The following is a 12,683-nucleotide window of genomic DNA, read 5'->3' on the forward strand; positions in this document are numbered from 1 at the left end:
ACCTGGTACTGCGTATTGCCCTGAGTGGCCGTCTCACACCTCAAGGTTGCCGATGGCCCATCAGGTGAGATGGTTCAGCTGGGTGTTCGCGTACGGGAGTGGCGACGCGGGTGCGCTCGTCCGGGTCCGGTCCGCCGCCCCGCCCCGGGGCGCCGCCTCGCCGGCGGGCGCGCCTCCCAGCGAGCCGGTCAGCGTGAGCCCGAGCGTGACGAGGGTCGCCGCCACGGCCCGCCCGGCGGCGGGCCGCCCTGGCCGGGCCGCGGAGGACCGGCGCGACCGTGGCAGCCGGTGTGACGGGTGTGACCGGCGTACCCCCGCCTCCCTGGAGCCGGACGCGGCGGAAGGCGCGGAAGGCGCGGAGGGCGCGGAGGGCGTGGAGGTACGTCCGGCGGTTCGCGGGTCGGCGAGGATCCGGGCGCAGGCGGCGGCGTCCGGGCGGGACTCGGGGGAGCCGTCGGTCATCGCCGTGAGCAGGCGGGCGAGTTCCGTCGGGAGACCGGGCGGCAGCACCGGAGGGCGGTGCAGGTGCGCCAGCGCCGCCTCCAGCGGTGCTCCGCCGTACTCCGGCTCGCCCTTGAGGGTTTCGAGCAGCACCAGGCCGAGGCTGTACACGTCGGCCGCGGTCCCCGTCCTGCGGCCCAGGGCCTGCTCGGGCGCCATGTAGGAGGCGGTGCCGACGAGGGTGCCCGCGCCCTCGGGGTCGTCGTCCGCGGCCTCGACCCGTCGGGAGATGCCGAAGTCCGTGAGGTGCGGGGTGTCCGACCGGTCCAGCAGGATGTTCGACGGCTTGACGTCGCGGTGGACGACGCCGTGGGCGTGCACATGGGCGAGGGCCGAGGCCAGGGCGGCCCCGGTTCGGCAGGTCGCGGCGGGCGTGAGGGCGCCGCGGGCGATCCGTCGGCGCAGGGTCGTCCCCCGGACGAGCTGCATCACCAGGAACGGCCGGCTCGCGTCGAGGCCCGTGTCGTAGAGGGTCACCAGGCCGGGATGGTGCATCCGGGCCAGCAACCGGGCCTCCTCGCCGCACTGGGCGTCGGTCCGGCGGGCGCCCGCGGGCCGGAACACCTTCACGGCCACGGGGCGCCGCAGCCGCAGGTCCAGTGCTTCGTACACGTCCGCGGCGCCGCCCCGGCCCAGGAGTCGGTCGAGCCGGTAGCGCCCGGCGACGGTACGGGCCGTCCATGTGACGTCCGGGTGTACGGGCCTCGCTCGGACCTGCATCGGGGGCTCCCTGGGGGTGTGGCCGACCCTCTGCCGACGGGCCGGGTATCGGGTGCGTCGCCCGCCGGTGCGTGTGCGGGCCCGCGGTTGAACGCGTGCCCCGTCCGCCCATGAACATCCCCGGGAAGACGGTGGACCGACGGCTCCGGCGCGCCGACGGGCCGATAGGGGAACCGGCTCGAACGTCTCCGGGGACGGCGGAATGATCCCCGGAGACCCGGGTACGCGGACGCTGTCCAAGCCGCAGGGGAGGAGCAACCAACCATGGGTCTGGGACTGTTCATCATCATGATCGCCGTCGGGGCCATCCTCACGTTCGCCACCGACTGGGAGCTCGAAGCGGTCGACCTCGATCTGGTCGGCCTGATCCTGATGGGCGTCGGCCTGCTCGGGACGTCCGTCTACACCAGCGTTCTGCGCCGCCGCCGCATGGTGGTCCCGCCGGTGGCGCCCACGGTCACCGACGACGACCGTCGTGACCTGCTCTGAGGCGGCCCGCACGTCCGGCGCCGCGCCCTGCACGAACTCAGCGACAGAGGAGTGACAGCGATGACCGACCATCTGTGGTCCTTCAGCACCGAGTCCGGCCACCTGGCGGGTACCGACCTGACCGGGTGGCGCGTCGAGGCCTCCGACGGGCACATCGGCAAGGTGGACAAGCACTCCGACGAGGTGGACGACTCCTACCTGGTCGTCGACACGGGCGTCTGGATCTTCGGCAAGGAGGTGCTCGTCCCGGCGCGGGCGGTGACCCGTGTCGACCTGGAGGAGCAGACCCTCCACCTCGCCCTGTCGAAGGAACAGGTGAAGGACTCGCCCGAGTTCGTCTCCGACAAGCACCTCGCGGACCGCCAGTACCGCGAGGAGATCGGCCAGTACTACAGCACGGCCTGGCCCTTCCCGGGAGGTCGCGGCGGCCTCTGACGGCCGCCGGAGCGCGGTCCACGGGGACCGGCGCCGGCGCGTCCTCGGCAGGGGTGACAGGAGTCGAACCTGCGACATCCGGTTTTGGAGACCGGCGCTCTGGCCAGCTGAGCTACACCCCTTCGGTGTACGGGAAGCGTGCCACGCCCACGGGAGGCGGCGCCACCGGTTATTCGGGTGAGCGTCGGGGAGGAAGGGTGGCATGGATCCCGGTCGACGGGGCAGGCGGGTGTCGAGCGATGGGTCACGCTCACGCCGGACGATCCGCGGTTCTCCCCCTTCCCGCGGGTCGGCGGCACCCGCGAGCGGCCCGCACCCCACAGGGTGCGGGCCGCTCGCATGCGGCCCCCGGGCGCGCGGCCCGCAACGACGTGCCGGCGGACCGGACCGCCGAGCGGTTCTTTCGTCCTCGGGGTTTGACCCCGGGCGGAGCGGCAAACCGAACCGGTGGGTGCCGAAGGCGGAATGACGGTCGGTCGGCCCACGGAAGCCACGCAGGAGGTGCTCATGTCGAACCCGGCCCGGGCCCTCGTCCGTGTGGCACCGTGCGCCGCGCCTGCCCGTCGTCCGACCCGCCCTCCGGTGACGCCGCCGTCACGGCAGCCGGAGTCCGCGGTCCCGTCCGACGATCCCAGTGCCTCGGGCCGGAGCGAGGAGAACCGCACGAACGCTCCCGCCGTGACCCCCGACGCACCGCGCGGACGGTGGCGGCACCACGCGCCCCCGCGCACGGCCGGTACGCCGCGGGCCTGACTCCGCCTCGTGCCGCGCCGGACGGAAGCCCCCACGCTCGACGGGGGCTTCCGCCGTGCCTGCCCGGCTCCCTGTCCCGTGCCCGTGCCCGTGCCCGTGGCCGTGTTCCGTGTTCCGTGTTCCAGAGGAGGATGTTCGTGAACGAACGAAGCGGTGGTACCCCGGAGGTCGAGCCGAGGGAGGCACGCCACGGCGGAAGGGCACAGGAGCCGGGCAGCGACACCGGCAGCGGTGTCGGCGCCGGCACCGGCAGACGCGACGGGCGCGGCGAGACGGAGGAGGAGCGCGCGGACCGGAGGTGGCAGGAGCTCCTGCAAGAGATACGGGTCGCCCAGACCGGCGTCCAGATCCTCCTCGGCTTCCTCCTCACCGTGGTGTTCACCCCGCTCTTCCACGACTTGGAGCGCACCGACAAGACGATCTACCTGGTCACGGTCGTCCTCGGGTCTCTGGCGACGGGCGCGCTGATCGGCCCCGTCTCCTTCCACCGGATCGTGTCCGGGCGGCGGGTCAAGCCCCAGGCCGTCGCCTGGGCCTCCCGGCTCACCTTCACCGGCATTCTGCTGCTGCTCGCGACGCTGACGGCCGCCCTGTTCCTCATCCTGCGGGTGGCGACCCACGACCCGTACGTGCCCTGGCTGGTCTCCGGCGTCCTCGCCTGGTACCTGATCTGCTGGTTCGCCCTGCCCTTGTGGGTCCGTACCCACTACGCCGACGGAAGCTGACGGGGCTGACCGGGCTGCGCGCACGACCAGGGAACCCCGAGGGGCGGCCCGCCATCGGGCGGGCCGCCCCTCTCCGGCCGGTCGGCGCGTCACCGCTCAGCGCGCACCGGAGGGGAGGTTCTCCTTGATCTTGGCGATGGCGAAGCCCCATCCCTGTGACACCGTCGGCTTCCCCGGCACGGCCACCTCAGCCGGGTTGGTCAGCACGTCGAGGAGGACCGGGCCGGGGAGGGCGAGCGCCTTGCGCACGGCCCCGTCCAGCTCGCCCGGCGCGGTGACGCGGATGCCGGTCAGGCCGAGGGCCGCGGCCACCGCGGCGAAGTCGGGGTTGTCCAGTACCGTCCCGAACTCGGGAAGCCCCGCCTGCTCCTGCTCCAGCTTGACCATGCCGAGGCGGCGGTTGTCGAAGACGACGAGCTTCACCGGCAGCCGTTCGGAGCGGATGGTCATCAGGTCGCCGAGCAGCATGCCGAGGCCGCCGTCGCCGCAGAAGGCCACGACCTGCCGGTCCGGTGCCCACAGCTGCGCCCCGATGGCCTGGGGCATGGCGTTGGCCATGGAGCCGAGGTTGTAGGAGCCGATCAGCCGGCGGGTGCCGCGCATCCGCACGTGCCGCGAGAGCCACACGGTGGCCATCCCGGTGTCCGAGGTGAAGATCGCGTCGTCGGCGGCGTGACGGTCGACGGCCGCCGCGAGGGCCTCGGGACGGATGTCCGCCTCCCGGTTGTCGAACATGGCCCGTACCCGTCCCAACAGCCGCCTGTCGTGGGCGGGGTCGGCGAGGGCGGCCTGGCCCTCCTGCCAGTCCGCGTACCGCTCGCGGGCCTCGTCGAGGTGGGAGCGCGACGGGACGGGGGCCAGCAGCGGCAGCAGGGCCCGCAGCGTCGCGCCCACGTCCCCGGCGAGCCCGACGTCCACCGGAACACGGCGGCCGAGGTGCTCCTCGCGGGTGTCGATCTGCACGACCCGGCAGTCCTCCGGATACCAGTCCCGGTAGGGGAAGTCCGTCCCGAGCATGATCAGCGTGTCGCAGGAGTCCATGGCGTGGGCCGCGGCCGGATTGCCGATCAGGCCGGTCTGGCCGACCTCGTACGGGTTGTCGTGCTCGAAGCCCTCCTTGGCCTTCAGGGTCAGCACCATCGGGGCCGAGAGCAGCTCGGCGGCGCGCAGCACCTCCTCGCGGGACTCCCGGGCACCGCGCCCGACCAGGAGGGTGACCCGAGAGCTGCCGGCGATCACCTCGGCCGCCTCGGCGAGCGCCGGGTCGTCGGGACGCGTGACGGCCGGGCGCGGCAGCGCGAACCGCGTCGGCCGGTCCTCCTCGACCTCCTGGTCGCCGAGGTCGCCGGGGACGGTCAGTACCGCCACGCCCCGCCCGGTCACCGCCGCCCGCACCGCGGACTCCAGCAGCCGGGGCAGCTGGGAGGGGGAGGTCACCGTGGCCCGGTACACGGCCACGTCCCGGAAGAGGAGGTCGTTGTCGACCTCCTGGAAATAGTCCCCGCCCACCTCCGACAGCGGCACCTGGCCGCAGATCGCCAGGACCGGTGCCCCGCTCTTGGCCGCGTCGTACAGTCCGTTCAGCAGGTGCACCGAGCCCGGCCCCACCGTGCCCGCGCAGACGGCGAGTTCTCCGGAGAGCTGGGCGCGTGCTCCTGCGGCGAAGGCCGCCGCCTCCTCGTGGCGGAAGCCGGTCCAGTCGATGCCCTCGGTGGTCCGTACGGCGTCGGTGAGCGGGTTGAGCGCGTCGCCGACCACGCCGAAGACGCGGCCGACACCGAGGTCCGCGAGCCCGTCGACGATCACCTGTGCGACGGTACGAGTCATGGGGTTCTCCCTTCACTGTGGACGTCGACCGGTTCACCGGAGGGTGAACCGGTCCGGATGAGCCGCCTTCCAGTCGCCTGCCCACGTGTCCGGAACCGACGCGGGCGACAGCAGCAGGTCGGGTTCGAGCGGTTCGTACAGCTCGGCGTGGGACCGCACGGCGTCCGGTCCGACGCGGCGCAGCAGCATGTCGGGCCCCAGCTGCCGGGGGCTGTCGGCGCCCATGGCGGCCATGAGTGCAAGGGCGCTTTGGACGGTCGCCTCCTGGAAGCGCCGGACCCGCTCCGCCTTGTCCCGGACGTCGAGGGCGCGGGCGCGCCGTCGGTCCTGGGTGGCGACGCCGACGGGGCAGGTGTTGGTGTGGCAGCGCTGGGCCTGGACGCATCCGAGGGCGAACATCATGGCCCGGGCCGAGTTGGTGTAGTCGGCGCCCTGGATCAGCCGCTTGACGATGTCGCTCCCGGTGGCGATCTTGCCGGAGGCGCCGATCCGGATCCGGTCGCGCAGTCCCGTGCCGACGAGGGCCCGGTGCACCGTGGTCAGGCCCTCGGTGAGGGGCAGGCCGACGGTGTCCGCGAACTCCAGCGGGGCGGCGCCCGTGCCGCCCTCCGCCCCGTCGACGACGATGAAGTCCGGCGTGAGGTCCTCCTCCAGCATCGCCTTGCAGACGGCGAGGAAGTCGCGGCGCGCGCCCACGCACAGCTTGAAACCGACCGGCTTGCCGCCGGAGAGCTCCCGCATCCGGCCGAGGAAGCGCGCCAGTTCCCGAGGGGTCCGGTAGACGCGGTGGTACGGCGGGGAGATCACCGTGCGGCCCTCGGGGACGCCGCGGACGGCGGCGATCTCCCGGCCGACCTTGGAGCCGGGCAGGACGCCCCCGATGCCGGGCTTCGCGCCCTGGCTGATCTTCAGCAGGACGCAGGCGACCTCGTCGAGCGCAGCCTTGTCGGCGAACCGTCGCGGGTCGAAGCCGCCGTCCTCGGTACGGCAGCCGAAGTAGCCGGTGCCGATCTCCCAGACGAGGTCGCCGCCGGGGGCGAGGTGATGCTCCGATATCCCGCCCTCGCCGGTGTCGTGGGCGAAACCACCCTGCCGGGCGCCCTCGTTCAGGGCGCGGATCGCCCGGGCCGACAGGGAGCCGAAGCTCATCGCCGACACGTTGAGCAGGGCCATGTCGTAGGGCCGGGCGCAGTCGGGGCCGCCGATCCGGACCCGGGGCGGCTCGTCCGGCACCGGGCGCGGGGCCATGGAGGGGACCAGGTACTCGGTGCCGGTCCGGTCCAGCTCCAGCTCGGTGCCGAAGGGGTCCTCGGCGTCCGTCCCCTTCGCCCGCTCGTACACGATGGACCGGGTGTCCCGGTCGAAGGGCACGCCGTCGACGTTCCCCTCGACGAAGTACTGCTGCACCTCGGGGCGGATCGCCTCCATCGCGAACCGCAGGTGCCCGAGGAGCGGATAGTTGCGCAGGATCGAGTGGCGCCGCTGGACGACGTCGTACGACGCGACGGCGGCGAGCAGCAGGGCGGGTCCGGCCGCGCACCACCACCACGGGGACACCAGGACGGCCGCGAGGCCTGTGGCGGACGCGGTGAGGACGGGGAAGACCACGAGCAGTGACGTCACCATGGACGACCGTCTGTCCCGGACGGGCGCGGTCAAGCGCGCGCGAGGGGAACGGGGGAGAGAACGGGAACGGGAGAGGGAAACGCGCGAGGGGAACGGGCCTGGGCGGGACCCGGCGGGAACGGGACGGTCCACCAGGTTTAGCGTGCGGGAGTCCGGCGAGACGATGCCCATGAGTGCTTCGGAGAACAGCGAGCGGAACCAGTTCCCCTGGACCGGCCCCTACGTCGTCCCGGACTACCCGGACCTGACGCGGGTGGACGACCCGGACGTGCCAAGGGACGACGACCCCGACGTGGAGGGGGAGGACGACCCCGACGTGGAGGGGGAGGACGACCCCGACGTGGACGAGGGGTACGGGCCGGCCGCTCTCGGGCCGCCGAGCTTCCTGCCCGCGCCGTTCGCCGAGAAGGCCCGCGCCGCCGCGTACATGGCCCGTGGCGCCGGGAACGGGCTGTGGGCCGCCGCGCGTGCGCACCCGACCGTGACGGCCGGTACCGCCGTCGGCACGGCGGCCGCGCTCGCCCTCGTGTACGGGTGGGGACGCCGGTCGGGGCGCCGGGCCGCGCGGCGCGACCTCGGCCCGGTCGCGCTGTTCCTCACCCGCCGCGGCTGACCGGGCGGGCGCTTTCCCGTCCCCGTACCCCGTAGGCGGCCGGTGCGCGTGTGTACGCCGCCGCCCGGCCGTCCCTCCGCCTTGTGCCGTCACCGTCCCCATGGAGGTCGAACCGCATGGTCCCCCTGCTTCTCGTCCTGCTGCTCATCCTGCTCCTCTTCGGCGTGGGCTTCGCCGTCAAGGCGCTCTGGTGGATCGCCGTCATCGTGCTCGTCCTGTGGCTGCTGGGCTTCGTGGCCCGGCCGAAGGGCGGCACGGGCCGCTGGTACCGCTGGTAGGCGGTCCCGCGGCGCCCGGCCGCCCGTGACACGACCGAGCCCGGCACCTTCCGTCAGGTGCCGGGCTCGGTCGTGTGCTCAGGCGCTCAGCACCGAGTCGTCCTCGGGCCGGGCGCCCGGCAGGCGATGGCGGGCCGCGACCAGCGCCGCGTCCACGTCACGCGTACCGGTGGAGACGCACAGCGTGTAGGCGATGTCGTCCATGCGCCGCCGTACTTCTGCGCCGCCGTTCTCGGCCTGGAGCGCCTTGAGTGTCTCGTACTGCTCGATGAGACCGCGCAGGACCGCGGGGTGGGCCATCAGCACGTACTGCTCCCCTCGTCGTCGGGGCGGTCGACCGCCCGGTTCGACGCGCGGCTACCCCGGTCTCGCCGTCGTATGCCCTCTGGCCGTGGCCGGAGAGGGCGGGTTCCGGCCGGATGACCCGGCACCGCCCTCCTCTTGTCGATCACGGAGGGGTAGTGTCGTCATCGATTGCCGTACGGCAACGATCGCGGCAGTCGGACCCGGCCCGGGGGAGCGGGCGTCCGGCACGCGGCGTGGGTCGCACGGTCCGTGTGCGCGAGCTTGGTGGGGAACGAGGATGGGGCATGTCTGAGACGACGACCAGGGGCTCCTCCGGCCGGGGGCACCCCGGACCGGCCGCGATGGGCGAGCCTGAACTCCGTCAGCTGCTGGCAGGGCTCACGGCCGTGCGGGACGGCGATTTCGGCACCCGCCTGCCGGACGAGGCGCACGGGCTGATGGGCGAGATCTCCCGGGTGTTCAACGGGATGGTCGACCAGCTGTCCCTGTTCACCTCCGAGGTGACGCGGGTGGCGCGCGAGGTCGGCACGGAGGGGACGCTCGGCGGGCAGGCCGCCGTGCCCGGGGTCTCCGGCACCTGGGCCGACCTGACCGACTCGGTGAACGCGATGGCCGGCAACCTCACCACCCAGGTCCGTGACATCGCGCACGTGGCGACGGCCGTCGCCAAGGGCGACCTCTCGCAGAAGATCGACGTGGACGCGCGCGGCGAGATCCTGGAGCTGAAGAACACCATCAACACGATGGTCGACCAGCTCTCGGCCTTCGCCGACGAGGTCACGCGCATGGCCCGGGACGTGGGCACCGAGGGCATCCTCGGGGGACAGGCCGACGTGAAGGGCGTCTCCGGCACCTGGCGCGACCTGACCGACTCCGTCAACTCGATGGCGGGGAACCTCACCGCGCAGGTGCGGGCGATCGCCCATGTCGCCACCGCCGTCGCGGGCGGCGACCTGTCGAAGAAGGTCGACGTGGACGCCCGGGGCGAGATCCTGGAGCTGAAGACGACCATCAACACGATGGTCGACCAGCTCTCGGCCTTCGCCGACGAGGTGACCCGCGTCGCCCGCGAGGTCGGCACCGAGGGCAACCTCGGCGGCCAGGCCACCGTCCGGGGTGCCTCGGGCACCTGGAAGGACCTGACCGACAACGTCAACGTGATGGCCTCCAACCTCACCGGGCAGGTGCGCTCGATCGCCCAGGTCGCCACCGCGGTGGCCCGCGGCGACCTCTCCCGCCGCATCACCGTGGAGGCCAAGGGCGAGGTCGCCGCCCTCGCCGACACCATCAACACCATGGTGGACACCCTGTCCGCCTTCGCCGACGAGGTGACCCGCGTCGCCCGCGAGGTCGGCACCGAGGGTCGGCTCGGCGGCCAGGCCAGGGTGCCGAACGTCGCCGGCACCTGGAAGGACCTCACCGACAACGTCAACTCCATGGCGAACAACCTGACCGGACAGGTCCGGAACATCGCCCAGGTCACCACCGCCGTCGCCAACGGCGACCTGTCGAAGAAGATCGACGTCGACGCCCGGGGCGAGATCCTGGAGCTGAAGACGACCATCAACACGATGGTCGACCAGCTGTCCTCGTTCGCGGCCGAGGTGACCCGCGTGGCCCGCGAGGTCGGCAGCGAGGGCCGGCTCGGCGGGCAGGCCGAGGTCGAGGGGGTCTCCGGTACCTGGAAGCGGCTGACCGAGAACGTCAACGAGCTGGCGGGCAACCTCACCCGTCAGGTTCGCGCCATCGCCGAGGTCGCGAGCGCCGTCGCCGAGGGCGACCTCACCCGCTCGATCACCGTCGAGGCATCGGGCGAGGTGGCCGAGCTCAAGGACAACATCAACGCCATGGTCGGCTCGCTGCGCGAGACGACGCGGGCCAACCTGGAGCAGGACTGGCTCAAGTCCAGTCTGGCCCGGATGTCCGCGCTGATGCAGGGCCACCGCGACCTGGCCGTCGTCGCCGAACTCGTCATGGACGAGCTGACCCCGCTCGTGGCGGCCCAGTACGGCGCGTTCTACCTCGCCGAGGAGGGCGCCGACGGTGTCGAGCTGGGCCTTGTCGGCTCCTACGGACGCCCCGTCGGCGGCCAGGACCGGGTCCGCTTCCGGCTGGGCGAGTCGCTCGTCGGACAGGCCGCCCGCAGCCGCCGCACCATCGCCGCCGAGAACGTCCCCGCCGACTACGTCACGATCTCCTCGGGTCTCGGAGCCACGTCCCGGGGCAGCCTCGTGGTGCTACCGGTCGTCGTCGAGGAGCAGGTGCTCGGCGTCATCGAGCTGATGTCCTTCAGCCCCTTCACCTCCGTGCACCGGGACTTCCTGGAACAGCTCATGGAGACCGTCGGCGTCAACCTGAGCACCATCGTCGCCAACGCCCGCACCGACGAACTCCTGGACGAGTCCCAGCGACTGGCCGGCGAACTCCGCTCGCGCACCGAGGAACTCCAGGTGCGGCAGGAGGAACTCCAGCTCTCCAACGCCGAACTGGAGGAGAAGGCGGCCCTGCTCGCCACGCAGAACCGCGACATCGAGGCCAAGAACCTCCAGATCGAGCAGGCCCGGCAGGAGCTGGAGGACCGCGCCCAGCAGCTCGCCCTGGCCTCCACGTACAAGTCGGAGTTCCTGGCCAACATGAGCCACGAACTGCGCACCCCGCTCAACAGCCTGCTGATCCTGGCCCAGTTGCTGGCCCAGAACCCGACCCGCAACCTCACCGCCAAGCAGGTCGAGTACGCCGGCATCATCCACTCGGCCGGATCCGACCTGCTCCAGCTGATCAACGACATCCTCGACCTCTCCAAGGTGGAGGCCGGGAAGATGGACCTCAACCCGGAGCGCGTGCCCCTGCGCAGGCTCCTCGACTACGTCGAGGCCACGTTCCGCCCCCTGACCTCGCAGAAGAGCCTCGCCTTCGCGGTCGCCACGGCCGCCGGCGTCCCCGTCGACCTGGTCACCGACGACACGCGGCTCCGGCAGGTGCTGCGCAACCTGCTGTCGAACGCCGTGAAGTTCACCGAGCAAGGCGGCGTCGAGCTGCGCATCGAACCGGCCTCGGACGGCGAGCTGCCCGTGTCCGTGCACCGCGGCGGCCCCGTCGTCGCCTTCCGCGTCGCCGACACCGGCATCGGCATCGCCGCAGAGAACCTGGAGGCCATCTTCGGCGCCTTCCAGCAGGCCGACGGGACGACCAACCGCAAGTACGGGGGCACCGGCCTGGGCCTCTCCATCAGCCGCGAGATCGCGCAGCTGCTCGGCGGCGCCCTCACCGTCGCGAGCGTGCCCGGGGAGGGCAGCACCTTCACCCTCTACCTCCCCGTCACCCGTACCGACTTCACCGAGCGGCCCGATCCCGCCGCCCCGCCGACGGGCCCCTCGGCGGTGCTCACCGTCCCGGCCCCGGCCCGGGGCGGCGCGCTCGCGCTGCCCGGCGCCCCGGCCGCCCGGCCGACCCGGCGCCTCCTCGTGATCGAGGAGCGTCCGCGCGGGCTCCTCGCCGTCGTCGCCGAGAACGCGGTCACCCAACTCGCGGTCGACGGCGGGCACACGGGCCGGGCGGACATCGAACTGATCGCGGTCGTCGGCCCCCAGGAGGCCGCCGCCGCGCTCGCCACCCAGCCGTTCCACTGCGTCGTGCTCGACGTCGACATGGCGGACGGCGACGCCCTGCGCTTCCTGGACGCCATGGACGGCGACGAGGCGCTGCGCACCGTCCCCGTCCTCGCCCACAACAACCGTCGGCTCCCCGCCGACGAGGAGGGCGCCCTCCAGGACCTCGCCGGCCGCCGCCCGCTGGAACTCCTCTCCAGCCTCGACGAGCTGCGCGAGCGGATCGCCCTCCACCTGTCCGCGGAGCAGCCCGGGGACGTCGTGCCGCTGGTGCGCGGCGACCACTGGGCGCCCGCGCCCCGGGCCGTCGACACCACCCTGCGCGGCAGGACCGTCCTCGCCGTCGACGACGACGCCCGCAACCTGTACGCCCTCAGCGGCATCCTGGAGCTGCACGGCATCACCGTGCTGCACGCCGAGAACGGGCGGAAGGGGATCGACGCGCTCCTGGCGAACCCGGCCGTCTCGCTCGTCCTGATGGACGTGATGATGCCGGAGATGGACGGCTACACGGCGACCGCGCGGATCAGGGAGCTGCCGCAGTACGCGGACCTGCCCGTGATCGCCGTCACCGCGAAGGCCATGCCCGGCGACCGGGAGAAGAGCTTGGCCTCCGGCGCCAGCGACTACGTCACCAAGCCCGTCGACGCCGACGAACTCATCGCCTGCGTCAGCCGCTGGCTCGACGGCGGGGCGGCCTCGTGACCGTTCCCGCGGGACCGCCCCGCGCTCCCCGCCCGGCCCCGGGGCGCCGCACCGGCGCGCCCCGGCCCCGTCCGCACGGCGGCCCCGGGGCCGCCGC

The 12,683-nt window shown here is 73.0% G+C and carries 10 protein-coding genes and 1 tRNA gene; 6 read left to right on the forward strand and 5 right to left on the reverse strand.

What is annotated here, in order from left to right:
- Positions 1-60 precede the first annotated feature (60 nt).
- On the reverse strand, positions 61-1,221 hold the full coding sequence (locus tag ACF08F_RS06655; RefSeq protein ID WP_392297397.1) for a serine/threonine-protein kinase: 1,161 nt from the start codon (positions 1,219-1,221) through the stop codon (positions 61-63).
- Positions 1,222-1,485: 264 nt separating this feature from the next.
- Between ACF08F_RS06655 and ACF08F_RS06660 the strand changes: the two genes are divergently transcribed.
- A complete protein-coding gene (locus tag ACF08F_RS06660) occupies positions 1,486-1,710 on the forward strand; it encodes a DUF6458 family protein (RefSeq protein ID WP_392297398.1) in 225 nt (74 codons plus the stop codon).
- A gap of 60 nt (positions 1,711-1,770) precedes the next feature.
- The gene (locus ACF08F_RS06665) at positions 1,771-2,145 is read left to right on the forward strand and encodes a PRC-barrel domain containing protein (protein WP_392297399.1); all 375 of its coding nucleotides are present in this window, start codon (positions 1,771-1,773) and stop codon (positions 2,143-2,145) included.
- Between the two features lie 48 nt (positions 2,146-2,193).
- Here the strand turns inward: ACF08F_RS06665 and ACF08F_RS06670 are convergent.
- Positions 2,194-2,267 (reverse strand) — tRNA-Trp (locus tag ACF08F_RS06670).
- Between the two features lie 768 nt (positions 2,268-3,035).
- On the opposite strand from ACF08F_RS06670, the gene ACF08F_RS06675 reads away from it, so the two are divergent.
- Positions 3,036-3,623: a DUF6328 family protein gene (locus ACF08F_RS06675; RefSeq protein WP_392297400.1), complete on the forward strand. Its 588-nt coding sequence runs from the start codon at positions 3,036-3,038 to the stop codon at positions 3,621-3,623.
- A gap of 96 nt (positions 3,624-3,719) precedes the next feature.
- Here ACF08F_RS06675 and ACF08F_RS06680 read toward each other — a convergent pair whose 3' ends face one another.
- Entirely contained in the window at positions 3,720-5,450 is a 1,731-nt protein-coding gene (locus ACF08F_RS06680; protein WP_392297401.1) for a thiamine pyrophosphate-dependent enzyme, read from the reverse strand.
- A gap of 33 nt (positions 5,451-5,483) precedes the next feature.
- Entirely contained in the window at positions 5,484-7,076 is a 1,593-nt protein-coding gene (locus ACF08F_RS06685; RefSeq protein WP_392297402.1) for an FMN-binding glutamate synthase family protein, read from the reverse strand.
- A gap of 169 nt (positions 7,077-7,245) precedes the next feature.
- Between ACF08F_RS06685 and ACF08F_RS06690 the strand changes: the two genes are divergently transcribed.
- Positions 7,246-7,689: a hypothetical protein gene (locus ACF08F_RS06690; protein WP_392297403.1), complete on the forward strand. Its 444-nt coding sequence runs from the start codon at positions 7,246-7,248 to the stop codon at positions 7,687-7,689.
- Between the two features lie 116 nt (positions 7,690-7,805).
- Positions 7,806-7,967: a DUF5670 family protein gene (locus ACF08F_RS06695; RefSeq protein ID WP_392297404.1), complete on the forward strand. Its 162-nt coding sequence runs from the start codon at positions 7,806-7,808 to the stop codon at positions 7,965-7,967.
- 78 nt (positions 7,968-8,045) lie between these two features.
- Here ACF08F_RS06695 and ACF08F_RS06700 read toward each other — a convergent pair whose 3' ends face one another.
- The gene (locus ACF08F_RS06700) at positions 8,046-8,273 is read right to left on the reverse strand and encodes a DUF5133 domain-containing protein (protein WP_392297405.1); all 228 of its coding nucleotides are present in this window, start codon (positions 8,271-8,273) and stop codon (positions 8,046-8,048) included.
- 284 nt (positions 8,274-8,557) lie between these two features.
- On the opposite strand from ACF08F_RS06700, the gene ACF08F_RS06705 reads away from it, so the two are divergent.
- The gene (locus ACF08F_RS06705) at positions 8,558-12,586 is read left to right on the forward strand and encodes a HAMP domain-containing protein (protein WP_392297406.1); all 4,029 of its coding nucleotides are present in this window, start codon (positions 8,558-8,560) and stop codon (positions 12,584-12,586) included.
- Positions 12,587-12,683 lie beyond the last annotated feature (97 nt).

Origin of the sequence: Streptomyces sp. NPDC015130, assembly GCF_043080005.1 — a bacterium.
Lineage (GTDB): Bacteria > Actinomycetota > Actinomycetes > Streptomycetales > Streptomycetaceae > Streptomyces.

Coding starts and splice junctions, on each gene's coding strand:
- ACF08F_RS06705 (WP_392297406.1), top strand. CDS start 8,558: ATGTCTGAGACGACGACCAGGGGCTCCTCCGGCCGGGGGCACCCCGGA.
- ACF08F_RS06655 (WP_392297397.1), bottom strand. CDS start 1,221: ATGCAGGTCCGAGCGAGGCCCGTACACCCGGACGTCACATGGACGGCC.
- ACF08F_RS06685 (WP_392297402.1), bottom strand. CDS start 7,076: ATGGTGACGTCACTGCTCGTGGTCTTCCCCGTCCTCACCGCGTCCGCC.
- ACF08F_RS06695 (WP_392297404.1), top strand. CDS start 7,806: ATGGTCCCCCTGCTTCTCGTCCTGCTGCTCATCCTGCTCCTCTTCGGC.
- ACF08F_RS06690 (WP_392297403.1), top strand. CDS start 7,246: ATGAGTGCTTCGGAGAACAGCGAGCGGAACCAGTTCCCCTGGACCGGC.
- ACF08F_RS06680 (WP_392297401.1), bottom strand. CDS start 5,450: ATGACTCGTACCGTCGCACAGGTGATCGTCGACGGGCTCGCGGACCTC.
- ACF08F_RS06660 (WP_392297398.1), top strand. CDS start 1,486: ATGGGTCTGGGACTGTTCATCATCATGATCGCCGTCGGGGCCATCCTC.
- ACF08F_RS06665 (WP_392297399.1), top strand. CDS start 1,771: ATGACCGACCATCTGTGGTCCTTCAGCACCGAGTCCGGCCACCTGGCG.